Below are 17004 nucleotides of genomic sequence, written 5' to 3'. Positions count from 1 at the left end.
AAATGTATGTTCTTTGAAAACTAGATAACAGTGTAGCTCATATTTTTTAATTTTAGTTTGGTTAAGTTAGAAAGGGCGCACGGTGGATGCCTTGACACTAGGAGTCGATGAAGGACGGGACTAACGCCGATATGCTTCGGGGAGCTGTAAGTAAGCTTTGATCCGAAGATTTCCGAATGGGGAAACCCACTATACGTAATGGTATGGTATCCTTACCTGAATACATAGGGTATGGAAGACAGACCCAGGGAACTGAAACATCTAAGTACCTGGAGGAAGAGAAAGCAAATGCGATTTCCTGAGTAGCGGCGAGCGAAACGGAATCTAGCCCAAACCAAGAGGCTTGCCTCTTGGGGTTGTAGGACATTCTATACGGAGTTACAAAGGAACGAGGTAGACGAAGCGACCTGGAAAGGTCCGTCGTAGAGGGTAACAACCCCGTAGTCGAAACTTCGTTCTCTCTTGAATGTATCCTGAGTACGGCGGAACACGTGAAATTCCGTCGGAATCTGGGAGGACCATCTCCCAAGGCTAAATACTCCCTAGTGATCGATAGTGAACCAGTACCGTGAGGGAAAGGTGAAAAGCACCCCGGAAGGGGAGTGAAAGAGATCCTGAAACCGTGTGCCTACAAATAGTCAGAGCCCGTTAATGGGTGATGGCGTGCCTTTTGTAGAATGAACCGGCGAGTTACGATCCCGTGCGAGGTTAAGTTGAAGAGACGGAGCCGCAGCGAAAGCGAGTCTGAATAGGGCGTTTAGTACGTGGTCGTAGACCCGAAACCAGGTGATCTACCCATGTCCAGGGTGAAGTTCAGGTAACACTGAATGGAGGCCCGAACCCACGCACGTTGAAAAGTGCGGGGATGAGGTGTGGGTAGCGGAGAAATTCCAATCGAACCTGGAGATAGCTGGTTCTCCCCGAAATAGCTTTAGGGCTAGCCTTAAGTGTAAGAGTCTTGGAGGTAGAGCACTGATTGAACTAGGGGTCCTCATCGGATTACCGAATTCAGTCAAACTCCGAATGCCAATGACTTATCCTTAGGAGTCAGACTGCGAGTGATAAGATCCGTAGTCAAGAGGGAAACAGCCCAGATCGCCAGCTAAGGTCCCAAAGTGTGTATTAAGTGGAAAAGGATGTGGAGTTGCTTAGACAACTAGGATGTTGGCTTAGAAGCAGCCACCATTTAAAGAGTGCGTAATAGCTCACTAGTCGAGTGACTCTGCGCCGAAAATGTACCGGGGCTAAATACACCACCGAAGCTGCGAATTGATACCAATGGTATCAGTGGTAGGGGAGCGTTCTAAGTGCAGTGAAGTCAGACCGGAAGGACTGGTGGAGCGCTTAGAAGTGAGAATGCCGGTATGAGTAGCGAAAGACGGGTGAGAATCCCGTCCACCGAATGCCTAAGGTTTCCTGAGGAAGGCTCGTCCGCTCAGGGTTAGTCAGGACCTAAGCCGAGGCCGACAGGCGTAGGCGATGGACAACAGGTTGATATTCCTGTACCACCTCTTTATCGTTTGAGCAATGGAGGGACGCAGAAGGATAGAAGAAGCGTGCGATTGGTTGTGCACGTCCAAGCAGTTAGGCTGATAAGTAGGCAAATCCGCTTATCGTGAAGGCTGAGCTGTGATGGGGAAGCTCCTTATGGAGCGAAGTCTTTGATTCCCCGCTGCCAAGAAAAGCTTCTAGCGAGATAAAAGGTGCCTGTACCGCAAACCGACACAGGTAGGCGAGGAGAGAATCCTAAGGTGTGCGAGAGAACTCTGGTTAAGGAACTCGGCAAAATGACCCCGTAACTTCGGGAGAAGGGGTGCTTTCTTAACGGAAAGCCGCAGTGAATAGGCCCAAGCGACTGTTTAGCAAAAACACAGGTCTCTGCGAAGCCGTAAGGCGAAGTATAGGGGCTGACACCTGCCCGGTGCTGGAAGGTTAAGGAGAGGGGTTAGCGTAAGCGAAGCTCTGAACTGAAGCCCCAGTAAACGGCGGCCGTAACTATAACGGTCCTAAGGTAGCGAAATTCCTTGTCGGGTAAGTTCCGACCCGCACGAAAGGTGTAACGATTTGGGCACTGTCTCAACCAGAGACTCGGTGAAATTATAGTACCTGTGAAGATGCAGGTTACCCGCGACAGGACGGAAAGACCCCGTGGAGCTTTACTGTAGCCTGATATTGAATTTTGGTACAGTTTGTACAGGATAGGCGGGAGCCATTGAAACCGGAGCGCTAGCTTCGGTGGAGGCGCTGGTGGGATACCGCCCTGACTGTATTGAAATTCTAACCTACGGGTCTTATCGACCCGGGAGACAGTGTCAGGTGGGCAGTTTGACTGGGGCGGTCGCCTCCTAAAGTGTAACGGAGGCGCCCAAAGGTTCCCTCAGGAATGGTTGGAAATCATTCGTAGAGTGCAAAGGCATAAGGGAGCTTGACTGCGAGACCTACAAGTCGAGCAGGGACGAAAGTCGGGCTTAGTGATCCGGTGGTTCCGCATGGAAGGGCCATCGCTCAACGGATAAAAGCTACCCCGGGGATAACAGGCTTATCTCCCCCAAGAGTCCACATCGACGGGGAGGTTTGGCACCTCGATGTCGGCTCATCGCATCCTGGGGCTGTAGTCGGTCCCAAGGGTTGGGCTGTTCGCCCATTAAAGCGGTACGCGAGCTGGGTTCAGAACGTCGTGAGACAGTTCGGTCCCTATCCGTCGTGGGCGAGGAAATTTGAGAGGAGCTGTCCTTAGTACGAGAGGACCGGGATGGACGCACCGCTGGTGTACCAGTTGTTCTGCCAAGGGCATAGCTGGGTAGCTATGTGCGGAAGGGATAAGTGCTGAAAGCATCTAAGCATGAAGCCCCCCTCAAGATGAGATTTCCCATAGCGTAAGCTAGTAAGATCCCTGAAAGATGATCAGGTTGATAGGTTCGAGGTGGAAGCATGGTGACATGTGGAGCTGACGAATACTAATAGATCGAGGACTTAACCATATAATATGTAGCAATGTTATCTAGTTTTGAAGGAATATGCCTTCATAGTTTGGTGATGATGGCAGAGAGGTCACACCCGTTCCCATACCGAACACGGAAGTTAAGCTCTCTAGCGCCGATGGTAGTTGGGACCTTGTCCCTGTGAGAGTAGGACGTCGCCAAGCAACTAAAAACACAAGTCTTTTGACTTGTGTTTTTTTATTTCCCATGAAATAGGCTGGATTCCGTTAGTAAAAATGCTGAAATATAATAAGGGATTTTTTGAGCCGAAATATTGAGAAACTGATAAATGAATGGATAATCTTCAGAACTGTAACTTCCAAGCAAGTCATACCACCAATCTGTTTCATATCTGGAGATCATGCTTAAATTATAGAGCAATAAGTAATGAACAAGGAGCTCAGGTAATACTGGCTTAGGATTTCTAGGATCGGTCGTAAGTGGTAAATAATAAGTATCAGTAAGATGTTCGTAGTATAAAGGGGTACTATACATAGGATTCCATGATTGAGTAGGTGCTGTAAAAAGCATAGTAGACTCATTAGTTTTCCCAGGTGCATGTTGTATCGATAAATGCTTACAAGTTGTTTCGATGTAACGAGAAAACCGCTCTTTAGTCATATGCAGTCGATCTAGTATGTTGGCTGAAAAGGAGAGTTCATTTTTAGTTGGTGAATCAATCTTATATAATGTTGTTCCTTTTTGGCTATAGCGAAATAAATTTTGTAACTCAGGAATTTTCCCCATTAGTTCTAACATGTTAAACTTTTCTGCTTCTAAGTGTTTCATGTGAAACAGTTGTTCTGCAGCATGAGAAAACAATCCATTTTTCTGTATTTTTACCTCGTCTTCTAAAAATTGATACCCTTGTTTTTTTCTTTTACGTGTTGTAACTCCATGCGCTAAAACGGTTGTTGATTCGGGATAGTTCGGATCAATCGTTAGTAGGCAAGCCTTAAACAGTTGACTAATCCCATAAAACAACAACATTGGCTGAATGGAAAATGGAGCTGTCTTATATAATTCATAATAATTTTTACCGTGTTCTAAGTAATAAATAAATGGATAACAATTTTCAAAACTTTTTTTTTCGGCATCTTGAATTGAGGATTTTTCATAACAACGGGCAAGATAATGTTGTACATTTTGAGATGAAAAGAAGAAACTTAATTGCTGCCAAGTACAATGTGTTTGATGCATATATTACGCTCCTTTTATTGTCTAAAAATTCTAACATATATATACGTCCTTGACAGTATTTTAACCAATTGATAAGCTACTAATAATAATTTCTGGTATCATGGGGGGAACAATTATGTGGGAATCTAAATTTGTTAAAGAAGGTTTGACTTTTGATGATGTATTACTTGTACCAGCAAGGTCAGATATATTACCAAGAGAAGTAAGTGTTAAAACCGTTTTATCTGAAAGCTTACAGCTAAACATCCCGTTAATTAGTGCAGGAATGGATACAGTAACAGAAGCTGACATGGCTATTGCAATGGCTCGCCAAGGCGGTTTAGGAATTATTCATAAGAATATGTCTATTGAACAACAAGCAGAGCAGGTTGATAAGGTAAAACGCTCTGAAAGCGGCGTTATTTCAGATCCTTTCTTTTTAACTCCAGAACATCAAGTATACGATGCAGAACATCTTATGGGGAAATATCGTATTTCAGGTGTGCCAGTTGTAAATAATTTAGATGAGCGAAAATTAGTTGGTATTATTACAAACCGTGATATGCGTTTCATCCAAGACTACTCAATCAAAATTTCTGACGTAATGACAAAAGAACAGTTAATTACAGCTCCAGTTGGTACTACACTGGAAGAAGCTGAAAAGATCCTACAAAAGTATAAAATTGAAAAGCTCCCTCTTGTTGATAATAACGGTGTATTACAAGGGCTTATTACAATAAAAGATATTGAAAAAGTAATTGAATTCCCGAACTCTGCAAAAGATAAGCAAGGACGCTTATTAGTTGGAGCAGCAGTTGGTGTAACAGCGGATGCTATGCTTCGTATTGACGCATTAGTAAAAGCAAGCGTAGATGCAATTGTACTTGATACAGCTCATGGACATTCTCACGGTGTTATTGAAAAAGTAAAAGAAGTTCGTGCGAAATATCCATCATTAAACATTATCGCTGGAAATGTTGCTACAGCTGAAGCAACAAAAGCATTAATTGAAGCTGGTGCAAACGTTGTTAAAGTTGGTATCGGACCAGGTTCTATTTGTACAACACGCGTTGTAGCTGGCGTTGGTGTACCACAATTAACAGCAGTTTATGATTGTGCGACTGAAGCTCGTAAACACGGCATTCCAGTTATTGCAGATGGCGGTGTTAAGTACTCTGGTGATATGGTTAAAGCTTTAGCGGCAGGAGCGCACGTTGTTATGTTAGGTAGTATGTTTGCTGGTGTAGCTGAAAGCCCTGGAGAAACTGAAATTTACCAAGGTCGTCAATTTAAAGTATACCGTGGAATGGGTTCTGTTGGAGCAATGGAAAAAGGAAGTAAAGATCGTTACTTCCAAGAAGGAAACAAAAAACTTGTTCCAGAAGGTATTGAAGGACGAGTACCATATAAAGGACCTTTAGCAGATACAGTTCATCAATTAGTTGGTGGATTACGTGCAGGTATGGGATACTGCGGAGCACAAGATTTAGAATTCTTACGTGAGAATGCGCAGTTCATTCGTATGTCGGGTGCTGGTTTACGTGAAAGCCATCCTCACCATGTGCAGATTACAAAAGAGGCTCCAAACTACTCATTATAATGTCTTATATGTAAATAGACGGAGATTTGATATCTCTGTCTATTTTTTTTTGATTATGTTAGAATAACGGTTATGTGAGTACATAGATATTGGGGGTAGCAAAAGTGAAAGGTATGTTTTGCAAAAGATTCATTGCGTTAGTAACAATGCTTACACTAGCTTGTAGCATGTTGTTGCCATATAGCAATGCATCAGCAGAAACAGGAGCTGCTTTAAACATTGAAGCAGGTGCAGCGATTTTAGTTGAAGCGAATTCTGGAAAAATTGTATATCAAAAGAATGCAGATGAATTATTATCAATTGCTAGTATGACAAAGATGATGAGTGAATATTTAGTTCATGAAGCAGTGGATAAAGGAAAACTTAAGTGGGATCAGAAAATTAAGGTTTCTGAATATGCATATAAGATTTCACAAGATGCTTCATTATCAAATGTTGCATTAGAAAATGGTGGCCTTTATACAGTAAAAGAGTTATACGAGGCAATGGCAATCTTTTCTGCAAATGGTGCAACAATTGCATTAGCAGAAGCAGTTGCAGGTAAAGAAGTAGATTTCGTAAAAATGATGAATGATAAAGCGAAAGAACTAGGATTGAAAAATTATAAATTTGTTAATTCTACGGGTTTAACGAACAAAGATTTAAAAGGAATGCATCCTGAAGGTACAACGCCGGATGAAGAAAATAAAATGTCTGCGAAGGATGTTGCAACTTTAGCACAACATCTACTTAAAGATTATCCAAAAGTATTAGATACGGCAAAGATTCCGGTAAAGTTCTTCCGTCCAGAAAAAGAGAACTTTAAAATGTCGAACTGGAACTGGATGTCAAAAGGCTTAATTAAGGAATATGAAGGCGTAGATGGCCTGAAAACAGGATCAACTCCAGAAGCAGGAGATTGTTTCACTGGTACGGTCGAGAGAAATGGTATGCGTTTCATTTCTGTAGTTATTAAAACAAATTCTCATACGGCAAGATTTGATGAGACGAAGAAATTATATGATTATGGCTTTGCTAACTTTGAAATGAAGAAAATGTATGAAAAAGGTTCTTCGGTCAAAGGAAAAGAAACAGTAAGAGTTGAAAATGCGAAAGATAAAGATGTAGCAGTTCAAACGAAGCAAGCCGTTTCACTTCCGGTGCCAAAGGGAAGTAAAGATGTTTATAAAACGGAATTTAAAGAAGGAAATAAGGGACAAGAAGCACCTATGAAAAAGGGAGTTGCACTTGGCCAAATGGTTATAACGTCTAAAGATAGTAATGACCCTGGATTTTTAACAGGAAAATCATTACAAGTAGACCTTGTAACAAAATCTGAAGTAGAAGAAGCAGGCTGGTTTACACGTTCTATGCGCGGAATTGGTGCTTTCTTTAGTGGTATGTGGAATAGTGCTGTTGATACAGTAAAAGGTTGGTTTTAAAAGCTCCTCATTGTAGGAGCTTTTTCTTATTCCTGTTTTTCATACCGACTTTATGAAAAAGTAGTGGACAAGCATCAGATAGTTAGTGGTAGAATGTAAGAGTATTCTTAATTTTCTTCTTTAACGGGGAAAGCAATTCACCTAGGGGGGTTTTTGTACATGACAAATGTAACAGGGACAGAACGTGTAAAACGTGGAATGGCAGAAATGCAAAAAGGCGGCGTTATTATGGACGTAATTAACGCTGAGCAAGCAAGGATTGCAGAAGAGGCAGGCGCAGTTGCTGTTATGGCATTAGAGCGTGTACCTGCAGATATTCGTGCAGCAGGTGGCGTTTCTCGTATGGCAGATCCAACAATTGTTGAAGAAGTTATGGGTGCTGTGTCAATTCCGGTTATGGCAAAATGCCGTATCGGTCACCTTGTAGAAGCACGTGTATTAGAATCGTTAGGGGTAGACTATATCGATGAGAGTGAAGTATTAACTCCTGCTGATGAAGTGTACCATTTAAATAAACGTGATTACACAGTTCCGTTTGTATGTGGTTGCCGTGATATCGGAGAAGCTGCACGTCGTATTGCAGAAGGTGCATCTATGCTTCGTACAAAAGGTGAGCCAGGAACAGGAAACATTGTAGAGGCAGTGCGTCATATGCGCCAAGTCAATGCAGAAATCCGTCAAGTTGCAAGTCTACGTGAAGATGAGTTAATGACATATGCAAAAAATACTGGTGCTCCTTATGAAGTACTACTTGAAATTAAACGCCTTGGTCGCTTACCAGTTGTAAACTTTGCAGCAGGTGGTGTAGCAACACCAGCAGATGCAGCGTTAATGATGCAACTTGGTGCTGATGGTGTATTCGTTGGATCTGGTATCTTCAAATCAGAGAACCCAGAGAAATTTGCACGTGCAATCGTTGAAGCAACGACTCACTATGAAGATTATGAACTAATTGCAAGCCTTTCTAAAGGATTAGGTAATGCAATGAAGGGTATCGAAATTTCAACGTTATTACCAGAACAACGCATGCAAGAGCGTGGATGGTAATTAAAGGAGATTCTTTAAAATGGTGAAAATCGGTGTACTAGGTCTTCAAGGTGCAGTTCGTGAGCATGTAAAATCAGTTGAAGCAAGTGGTGCAGAAGCTGTGGTTGTAAAGCGTATAGAACAACTTGAAGAAATTGATGGTCTTATTTTACCAGGCGGTGAAAGTACAACAATGCGCCGTCTTATTGATAAGTATGCTTTCATGGAGCCTCTTCGTACATTTGCGAAGTCTGGTAAACCAATGTTTGGTACATGTGCAGGTATGATTCTTCTTGCGAAAACACTTATTGGCTATGAAAAAGCACATATTGGTGCTATGGATATTACAGTTGAACGCAATGCGTTTGGACGCCAAAAAGATAGTTTTGAAGCCGCACTTTCAATTAAAGGTGTGGGGGAAGACTTTATTGGTGTATTTATCCGTGCTCCATATGTTGTAGATGTGGCCGATAACGTTGAAGTACTTTCTAAGCATGGCGATCGAATGGTAGCGGTAAGACAAGATCAGTTTTTAGCTGCTTCATTCCATCCGGAATTAACGGATGATCATCGTGTCACAGCATACTTTGTCGAAATGGTAAAAGAAGCGAAAATGAAAAAAGTTGTATAAGTAACTTGCAACTTGTATAAGATTATAGTAAATTGATGGTAACAATTTTATAAAATAAGCGTGTTGATAGGAAGTAGTAACAGATGTCGTTTCTTATAGAGAGTCGATGGTTGGTGGAAATCGATAGAAACAGTTTGTGAATCCATCCTGGAATGGAATGTGGAATATCTTTGGATTAGTAAGCATTCCCGGTGAAGAGCCGTTATTTCTACTTGAGAGGAAAGCGGCAATGCTTTCAACTAGGGTGGCAACGCGGGTTAACTCCCGTCCCTTTGTATAGGGACGGGAGTTTTTTGTGTTTTATAAAATAAAAGGAGGAGTATATAATGCTTGATATTAAATTTTTACGTACGAATTTTGAAGAAGTAAAAGCAAAATTACAGCATAGAGGCGAAGATTTAACAGATTTTGGTCGCTTTGAGGAACTTGATACGAGAAGAAGAGAGCTACTTGTTCAAACAGAAGAACTAAAAAGTAAACGTAACGAAGTATCTCAACAAATTTCAGTATTAAAGCGTGAAAAGAAAGATGCGGAAGCTCTAATTCTAGAAATGCGTGAAGTTGGGGAAAAAGTAAAAGATCTTGATAATGAGCTTCGTACAGTTGAAGAAGATTTAGAGAGATTAATGCTATCTATCCCAAATATCCCTCATGAATCTGCTCCAGTAGGTGAAACAGAAGATGATAACGTAGTAGCACGTAATTGGGGAGAAGTGAAAGAATTTACTTTTGAGCCAAAACCACATTGGGATCTTGCTACAGATTTAGGGATTTTAGATTTTGAACGTGCTGGGAAAGTAACAGGAAGCCGATTTGTATTTTACAAAGGTGCTGGTGCAAGATTAGAGCGTGCTTTAATTAGTTTCATGCTTGATCTTCATACTGATGAGCATGGATATGAGGAAGTATTACCTCCTTATATGGTAAACCGTGCAAGTATGACAGGAACAGGGCAACTTCCAAAGTTTGAAGAAGATGCATTCCGTATTGAAAGCGAAGATTATTTCTTAATCCCTACAGCTGAAGTACCTGTAACGAATATGCATCGTGATGAGATTTTAAGTAAAGAGCAATTACCGATACGATATGCTGCATTTAGCTCTTGCTTCCGTTCTGAAGCAGGTTCTGCTGGTCGCGATACACGTGGTTTAATTCGCCAACATCAATTTAATAAAGTAGAGCTTGTGAAGTTCGTAAAACCAGAAGATTCTTATGAAGAGTTAGAAAAATTAACAAATGATGCAGAACGCGTGTTACAATTATTAGAGTTGCCATATCGCGTTATGAGCATGTGCACAGGCGATTTAGGATTTACAGCAGCGAAGAAATACGATATTGAAGTATGGATTCCAAGCTATGGCACATATCGTGAAATTTCTTCTTGTAGTAATTTTGAAGCTTTCCAAGCGAGACGTGCAAATATCCGTTTCCGTCGTGAGCCAAACGGAAAACCAGAACATGTTCATACATTAAATGGATCTGGTCTTGCAATTGGACGTACGGTTGCAGCTATTTTAGAGAACTACCAGCAAGAAGATGGTACAATTATAATTCCAGAAGTTCTTCGCCCTTATATGGGAGGAAAAACAGTTATTAAGTAAATTTAAACATTCATCGGTATGAGTGATTGGTAATTATGAGCGTTGTCATTACTATAATGTAGGAGAGGGAAAGTAAAATTTTCCTTTCCTCATAATTTATTTTAGTAGGGTTGACTAACTGTTTTTCTTTTGATATTATATTTGATGTCAATATGGAGGTATACCCAAGTCTGGCTGAAGGGATCGGTCTTGAAAACCGACAGGCGGCGAGAGTCGCGCGGGGGTTCGAATCCCTCTACCTCCTCCAGATATAATTGACAACAGCGCATATAAGTGGAGATTGGAGAACTCGTTACCAACACGTAACGAGTTTTTATTTTAAAACCAATCATAAAGTATGGTGTAAGGCGATTTTGTCCTTATTACACACTCATATTCCGATGATTATCTTCATAGATATGAAAGGAGTCAACATGGATCTTATTATACAAACGTTTCCTTTAGATGGAAAAACTTTATATTATGTACAATGTCCTGTCTGTAAGAACAATAGAATTTTAAACAGTGGTGCAAACGTGTCACGCATTATAAGCGATGATACATTCCGTAAACTTTGTGGTTGTACTTGTGATGTAAAACAAGTTGCGAGTAAAGTAGAGGTACCAAAAAAGGTTGAAAAACCAGCTGTAAAGAAAGAAGCAGCTCCAAAACGTACAGGTAAAGTATTAACAGCAGTAATTAACGGGAAAGAAATGACTGTTAAAGAGATTGCTGAAACATATGATATTAGTACAAGTACTGTTCGTCAGCGTATTAACGCTGGAAAACCTGAGAGTGAAATTATTGCTCCAACAAAGAAGAAGTAATTTAATAGGAAAACCCGTGCATATGCACGGGTTTTTTATTTTACAAGTTTACGTGTTTGTTTTAAAAAATGGCCAATTTTTTTAATGATAGGTTCGATTGAATCGCCATCTTTTAAAATATCGTATTCATTAATGTTTAGTCGTAAAACAGGGCATGAATTAAAGTCATTAATCCAATTTTCGTAACGTCCATGCATCTCTTTCCAATACTCAATTGGTGTTTGTTGTTCCATTGGACGTCCTCGTTCTTGGATACGGTCGACAATATCATCGAAAGAACCTTCTAAATAAATTAATAAGTCTGGATGTGGGAAGTAAGGAGTCATGACCATAGCATCAAATAAACCTTTGTATGTTTCATAATCAGTTTCTGTCATTGTACCCTTTTCGTGATGCATTTTTGCAAAAATACCAGTGTCCTCATAAATAGAACGGTCTTGGACAAAACCGCCACCATATTCAAAAATTCTTTTTTGTTCTTTAAATCGTTCTGCTAAAAAATATACTTGTAAGTGAAAGCTCCAGCGTGTGAAATCAGCATAGAACTTGTCCAAATATGGATTGGAATCTACTTTTTCGAAAGATGTACGATAACCTAAAGCGTTAGCTAATGCAGTTGTCATAGTTGATTTACCGACACCTACTGTTCCAGCAATAGTGATAACTGCATCATTTGGTATATCATATTTTTGCCTTAAATTCATTATTATTTCGACTCCTTCAAGAGAGTATTTTGAAGAGTGGATAAGATGACATTTAAATCATCAGGATTTCTTACAAAATCCATATCGTCTCCGTTAAACTTCAATACTGGAATATCTGGATGGTCCTTTTTGAAAGCATCCATTGCTGTTTCGTAATCTTTTGTAAGCTGTAGCAAATAATTTGGATCCATATTTTTTTCGAATTCTCTTCCGCGCATCCCAATTCGTTTTTGTAATGTTTCTAGGCTCGCTGTTAAATAAACGATGACATTCGGTACAGGCATATCTTGAGTAAGGATACGATAAATTTGCATGTACTTGTCATATTGAGCATCTTTTAATGTACGGGATGCAAAAATTAAATTTTTGAATATATGATAATCTGCTACTACAGGCTTCCTTTGATCCAAATACTTTATGTTAATATCCTCTAGTTGTTTGTATCTATTACAAAGAAAGAACATCTCTGTTTGAAAACTCCATTCGTCGATGTCTTCGTAGAATTTTCCTAAAAAAGGATTTTCATCAACAATCTCTTTTAGTAAGTGGAGTTGCATGTGAGTTGAAATTTCCTTCGCAAGTGAAGTTTTTCCAACACCAATTGGTCCTTCAACCGTGATAAATGGTACTCCGGTCACGCTGTTTCCTCCTTTCAATCAGTGATTTACCGTGACTACTAAAAACACAAAACAGAATTATTGTAGCACAAGAGGGAAGCGAGCGGGTTAATTTGATATAAAAAGTTAGAAAATAGATATATGTATTAATTAATTTTTATTTGAGATGACGGTACTATATTTGCTTTTAATGTGGCTTCCATTATTTTTAAAGCATGCAGGTTATCCTGATCGTGATTAGAGGCAATACAGTCCTGTGGTACATACAGTGTATAATTTCTCATATGAGCATCGTTAGCTGTAAAGAGGATACATATATTCCCAGCGACTCCTGTTAATATTAGATTTTCTATTTTTAAATAGCCTAATAAAGAATTTAAAGGTGTTTCATAAAAAGCAGAGTAATGTGGTTTAATAAAAATGTAATCATCAGAATTTGGAGCAATCTTATGAATGATATTTTCACTATACTCATTTGTACAATGAGTAATTAGTTGGTCAATATCAGATCTCCAAAGTTGATAATGGTCATTAATATAAATTATGGGGTAGCCAAAGGATTTCATTGTTTTCTTTAATTGTAAAATAGGATTTGTTATAATTTCGCATTTTTTGGCTAGGGTGGGTCCGTGTGAAAATTGAAAGTCATTAATCATATCGATAATGAGTAAGGCAGTATTCTTCATATGTAATCCCCTCTCTTTTTTCTTAGGGTGGATTGAATTTGTAAAAGTTATCCCATGTGTAGTAAATGGAAATAAGTGTACTTTATTTGTAATGAAAGGACTATGGTATGGAACACGATCAAGATATTTATTTTATGCAGTTAGCAATAGAAGAGGCTAAAAAAGCAGAGGCAATACAAGAAGTACCGATTGGTGCAGTTATAGTGTTAGATGGTGAAGTAATTAGTGTTGCTCATAATTTAAGGGAAACTGAGCAAAGATCAATAGCTCACGCTGAGTTGTTAGCTATTGATGAGGCGTGCAAAAAATTAGGGACATGGCGCTTAGAAGATGCAACGTTATATGTAACATTAGAACCTTGTCCAATGTGTGCAGGTGGAATTGTATTATCGCGCGTAAAAAGGGTTGTATATGGTGCGAGCGATCCGAAAGGTGGATGTGCAGGTACATTAATGAATCTTTTAACCGATGAGCGTTTTAATCATCAATGCGAAGTGGTGGCTGGTGTACTAGAAGAAGAATGTGGTACGTTGTTAACGAATTTTTTCAGGGAGCTTCGTAAGAGAAGAAAAGAAGCGAAAAAATTAGAGAAAAGTAATACGAACTAACGTATTTGCATTTTGTAAAAAAACAAGTTATACTGATAATGCCTTTAATGAAGGCAACCGAATATTGGTTTTAACTTTGCCGTGCTAAGCGGGGAGGTAGCGGTGCCCTATACTCGCAATCCGCTCTAGCGAGGCCGAATCCCTTCTCGAGGTTATGTTGCTGTAAGGTCTGCCTTAAGTAAGTGGTGTTGACGTTTGGGTCCTGCGCAACGGGACCCCGTGAACCTTGTCAGGTCCGGAAGGAAGCAGCAATAAGCGGGTCTTCTCGTGTGCCGCAGGAGTGCCTGAACCGAGCTAACTGCTTGAGTAACGCTTATGGTACGTAATCGACAGAAGGTGCACGGCAGTTATATATGTATACAAAACTCACCTTAATACTAAGGTGGGTTTTTTGTATAGAAAATAACTTTTGGAATCTATAAACAGAATGGGTTATAATAAATGAGATAATAACCTTTGAGGGAGGCCGTATTTTCGTGTCATACCAAGCGTTATACCGAACATGGAGACCGCAAAAGTTTGGAGATGTAGTCGGTCAAAAGCACGTGACAAAAACGTTGCAAAATGCCCTTCTTCAAGAGAAAGTTTCACATGCTTATGTATTTTCTGGTCCAAGGGGAACAGGAAAAACGACAATTGCAAAAGTATTTGCAAAAGCAATTAACTGTGAACATGCTCCGGTAGCTGAACCTTGTAATGAATGTCCTTCTTGTTTAGGAATTACACAAGGATCTATTTCAGATGTATTAGAAATTGATGCGGCTTCAAATAACGGTGTAGATGAAATTCGAGATATAAGAGATAAAGTAAAATATGCTCCAAGTGCTGTGAAATATAAAGTATACATTATTGATGAAGTCCACATGCTTTCCATGGGTGCCTTTAACGCACTTTTAAAAACGTTAGAGGAGCCGCCAGGACATGTTATCTTTATTTTGGCGACAACAGAGCCACATAAGATTCCACCGACAATCATTTCGCGTTGTCAACGCTTTGAATTTCGAAAAATATCAGTAAATGATATCGTTGAGAGATTATCTACGGTTGTGACAAATGAAGGTACACAAGTAGAAGATGAAGCGTTACAAATCGTCGCACGTGCCGCTGAAGGTGGTATGCGTGATGCATTAAGTCTGATTGACCAAGCGATTTCTTATAGTGATGAGACTGTGACGAGTGAAGATGTTTTAGCTGTAACGGGTTCTGTTTCTCAACAATACTTAGGTAACTTAGTAGAATGTATACGTGAAAATGATGTATCAAGAGCATTACGTATTATAGATGAAATGATGAGTAAGGGGAAAGATCCAGTTCGCTTTATGGAGGATTTCATTTACTACTATCGTGATATGCTTTTATATCAAACTTCACCACAATTAGAATATATGTTGGAAAGGGTAATTGTAGATGATCAATTCCGTACATTGAGTGAAGAAATGCAACCGGAAGTAATCTATGAAATTATTCATACCCTTAGTAAGGGACAACAGGAGATGAAGTGGACAAACCATCCACGGATTTTCTTAGAAGTTGTTATGGTGCAATTATGTCAGCAGTTTATGATGCAGGCAAATGGTACAGATCGTTTGCAAGCAATTATGAACAGGATGCAGCAATTGGAGAAAGAGTTAGAGCAAGTTAAAAAGAATGGTGTGCCAGCTGGTGTACAGCAGGAAGTAAGAGAGACGCGTGCGACACCAAAACCAGTACGAACAGGAAGTATGAAAATTCCTGTCGGACGCGTGAATGAAGTGTTAAAGCAAGCAAAGCGTCAAGATTTAGAACAGTTAAAAGCTGTATGGGGTGAGTTGTTAGGACGACTCAAGTCATATAACAAAGTAGCATTTGCTGTTTTATTAGAAAATAGTGAGCCGGTAGCAGCTTCAGATGATACTTATGTGTTAGCATTTCAATATGAAATCCATTGTAAAATGGCAAGTGAAAATCGAGAAGCGATGGATACATTGGAACAGACTCTTTTTGAATTGCTAAGTAAAAGGTTAAACATGATTGCTATCCCAAAAAGTGAATGGGGTAAAATTCGTGAAGACTTTTTACAACGTGAAGGCGGGGATTCTGAAGAAAGCCCAGAACAAAAAGAAGACCCTCTTATAGAAGAAGCTGTAAAATTAGTAGGGCAAGAACTTATCGAAATAAAAGAGTAATAATAATTAGGAGGAATTAATTATGATGCGTGGCGGAATGGGAAATATGAATAACATGATGAAACAAATGCAAAAGATGCAAAAGGACATGGCAAAGGCGCAAGAAGAGCTTGGTGAAAAAACAGTTGAAGGTACAGCTGGTGGCGGAATGATTACTGTTATTGCAAATGGTCATAAGCAAGTTCTTGAAGTGAAAATTAAAGAAGAAGTTGTAGATCCAGAAGATATCGAAATGTTACAAGACTTAGTATTAGCTGCAACGAACGATGCGCTTAAAAAAGCTGACGAACTTTCAAATTCTACAATGGGTAAATTTACAAAAGGCTTAAACTTACCAGGTGGAATGTTCTAGGAGGATATTGATATATGCATTATCCAGAACCGATATCAAAATTAATTGATAGTTTTATGAAATTGCCAGGAATCGGACCGAAAACAGCGGTTCGACTGGCGTTCTTCGTATTAGATATGAAAGAAGATGATGTGTTAGGTTTTGCGAAAGCACTTGTGAATGCGAAGCGAGATTTAGCGTATTGTTCTGTATGTGGGCACATCACTGACCGCGATCCTTGTTATATTTGTGACGATTCGCATAGAGATCAATCGGTTGTTTGTGTAGTACAAGAGCCGAAAGATGTAATTGCCATGGAAAAAATGAAAGAGTATCAAGGTGTATATCATGTGTTACGTGGTGCGATTTCTCCAATGGAGGGAATTGGACCGGAAGACATTAATATCCCACAACTCTTAAAGCGACTGCAAGATGAAACGGTACAAGAAGTGATATTAGCAACAAACCCTAATATTGAAGGGGAAGCTACAGCGATGTATATATCCCGCCTCTTAAAGCCTACAGGTATTAAAGTAACTCGTATTGCACACGGTCTACCAGTTGGTGGAGATCTAGAATATGCAGATGAAGTGACACTGTCGAAAGCGCTAGAAGGCCGCAGAGAAGTATAAGAGGAGAAACAAAAAT

The 17004-nt window shown here is 39.8% G+C and carries 15 protein-coding genes, 1 tRNA gene, 2 rRNA genes, 1 other RNA gene and 1 other annotated feature (1 of these 20 running past the window's edge); of the genes, 15 read left to right on the top strand and 4 right to left on the bottom strand.

Annotation, left to right across the window (positions count from 1 at the left end):
- The first annotated feature begins 59 nt into the window (after positions 1-59).
- Together CDB3_RS00380 and rrf are read left to right on the top strand one after the other, a co-directional pair.
- A 23S ribosomal RNA gene (locus tag CDB3_RS00380) occupies positions 60-2981 on the top strand.
- Positions 2982-3029: 48 nt separating this feature from the next.
- A 5S ribosomal RNA gene (gene rrf / locus CDB3_RS00375) occupies positions 3030-3145 on the top strand.
- A gap of 34 nt (positions 3146-3179) precedes the next feature.
- On the opposite strand, the gene CDB3_RS00370 is transcribed toward rrf, so the two are convergent.
- Positions 3180-4181, bottom strand: a complete 1002-nt coding sequence (locus CDB3_RS00370) for a YaaC family protein (RefSeq protein ID WP_128853187.1) — start codon at positions 4179-4181, stop codon at positions 3180-3182.
- A gap of 115 nt (positions 4182-4296) precedes the next feature.
- Here CDB3_RS00370 and guaB point away from each other — a divergent pair, with 115 nt between their 5' ends.
- The 7 genes from guaB (at position 4297) to CDB3_RS00335 (ending at position 11245) form a co-directional block, all read left to right on the top strand.
- Positions 4297-5760: an IMP dehydrogenase gene (gene guaB / locus CDB3_RS00365; protein ID WP_000264087.1), complete on the top strand. Its 1464-nt coding sequence runs from the start codon at positions 4297-4299 to the stop codon at positions 5758-5760.
- Positions 5761-5873: 113 nt separating this feature from the next.
- The gene (locus CDB3_RS00360; protein ID WP_128853188.1) at positions 5874-7181 is read left to right on the top strand and encodes a D-alanyl-D-alanine carboxypeptidase family protein; all 1308 of its coding nucleotides are present in this window, start codon (positions 5874-5876) and stop codon (positions 7179-7181) included.
- A 159-nt stretch (positions 7182-7340) separates the two neighbouring features.
- A complete protein-coding gene (pdxS, locus tag CDB3_RS00355) occupies positions 7341-8228 on the top strand; it encodes a pyridoxal 5'-phosphate synthase lyase subunit PdxS (RefSeq protein ID WP_000186161.1) in 888 nt (295 codons plus the stop codon).
- Between the two features lie 19 nt (positions 8229-8247).
- Entirely contained in the window at positions 8248-8838 is a 591-nt protein-coding gene (gene pdxT / locus CDB3_RS00350; RefSeq protein WP_128853186.1) for a pyridoxal 5'-phosphate synthase glutaminase subunit PdxT, read from the top strand.
- Positions 8839-8892: 54 nt separating this feature from the next.
- Positions 8893-9113: a binding site (T-box leader), on the top strand.
- Positions 9114-9164: 51 nt separating this feature from the next.
- Positions 9165-10439 carry a serine--tRNA ligase gene (gene serS, locus CDB3_RS00345; RefSeq protein WP_000884178.1) on the top strand — a complete coding sequence of 425 codons (1275 nt, stop codon included), beginning with the start codon at positions 9165-9167 and terminating at the stop codon, positions 10437-10439.
- Between the two features lie 154 nt (positions 10440-10593).
- A tRNA-Ser gene (locus CDB3_RS00340) sits at positions 10594-10686 on the top strand.
- A 166-nt stretch (positions 10687-10852) separates the two neighbouring features.
- Positions 10853-11245: a sigma factor-like helix-turn-helix DNA-binding protein gene (locus CDB3_RS00335; protein ID WP_000364207.1), complete on the top strand. Its 393-nt coding sequence runs from the start codon at positions 10853-10855 to the stop codon at positions 11243-11245.
- A gap of 35 nt (positions 11246-11280) precedes the next feature.
- Here CDB3_RS00335 and CDB3_RS00330 read toward each other — a convergent pair whose 3' ends face one another.
- The 3 genes from CDB3_RS00330 to CDB3_RS00320 form a co-directional block, all read right to left on the bottom strand.
- Complete coding sequence (locus tag CDB3_RS00330; RefSeq protein ID WP_001053582.1) at positions 11281-11949, bottom strand: deoxynucleoside kinase; 669 nt, start codon at positions 11947-11949, stop codon at positions 11281-11283.
- A 2-nt stretch (positions 11950-11951) separates the two neighbouring features.
- The gene (locus CDB3_RS00325) at positions 11952-12587 is read right to left on the bottom strand and encodes a deoxynucleoside kinase (RefSeq protein WP_128853185.1); all 636 of its coding nucleotides are present in this window, start codon (positions 12585-12587) and stop codon (positions 11952-11954) included.
- A 125-nt stretch (positions 12588-12712) separates the two neighbouring features.
- Positions 12713-13252 carry a cysteine hydrolase family protein gene (locus tag CDB3_RS00320; protein WP_128853184.1) on the bottom strand — a complete coding sequence of 180 codons (540 nt, stop codon included), beginning with the start codon at positions 13250-13252 and terminating at the stop codon, positions 12713-12715.
- 107 nt (positions 13253-13359) lie between these two features.
- Between CDB3_RS00320 and tadA the strand changes: the two genes are divergently transcribed.
- The 6 genes from tadA to CDB3_RS00285 all read left to right on the top strand — a co-directional run.
- Complete coding sequence (gene tadA, locus CDB3_RS00310; protein WP_128853183.1) at positions 13360-13860, top strand: tRNA adenosine(34) deaminase TadA; 501 nt, start codon at positions 13360-13362, stop codon at positions 13858-13860.
- Between the two features lie 79 nt (positions 13861-13939).
- An RNA gene (ffs, locus tag CDB3_RS00305) (signal recognition particle sRNA large type) lies at positions 13940-14204 on the top strand.
- Positions 14205-14336: 132 nt separating this feature from the next.
- A complete protein-coding gene (gene dnaX / locus CDB3_RS00300; RefSeq protein WP_128853182.1) occupies positions 14337-16025 on the top strand; it encodes a DNA polymerase III subunit gamma/tau in 1689 nt (562 codons plus the stop codon).
- A 25-nt stretch (positions 16026-16050) separates the two neighbouring features.
- The gene (locus CDB3_RS00295) at positions 16051-16377 is read left to right on the top strand and encodes a YbaB/EbfC family nucleoid-associated protein (protein ID WP_170956690.1); all 327 of its coding nucleotides are present in this window, start codon (positions 16051-16053) and stop codon (positions 16375-16377) included.
- 14 nt (positions 16378-16391) lie between these two features.
- A complete protein-coding gene (gene recR, locus CDB3_RS00290) occupies positions 16392-16988 on the top strand; it encodes a recombination protein RecR (protein WP_000559165.1) in 597 nt (198 codons plus the stop codon).
- A gap of 14 nt (positions 16989-17002) precedes the next feature.
- Positions 17003-17004, top strand: partial view of a YaaL family protein gene (locus tag CDB3_RS00285; RefSeq protein ID WP_071744325.1) — a 2-nt sliver only. It continues 220 nt past the right edge of the window; just 2 of its 222 coding nucleotides fall inside the window; only part of the start codon is in view: it crosses the right edge, with 2 bases visible at positions 17003-17004; its stop codon lies beyond the right edge, outside the window.

Source organism: Bacillus sp. CDB3 (assembly GCF_002081505.1).
In the GTDB taxonomy this organism is placed as follows: domain Bacteria; phylum Bacillota; class Bacilli; order Bacillales; family Bacillaceae_G; genus Bacillus_A; species Bacillus_A cereus_AT.
This window is presented reverse-complemented; position numbering and strand designations above follow the sequence as displayed.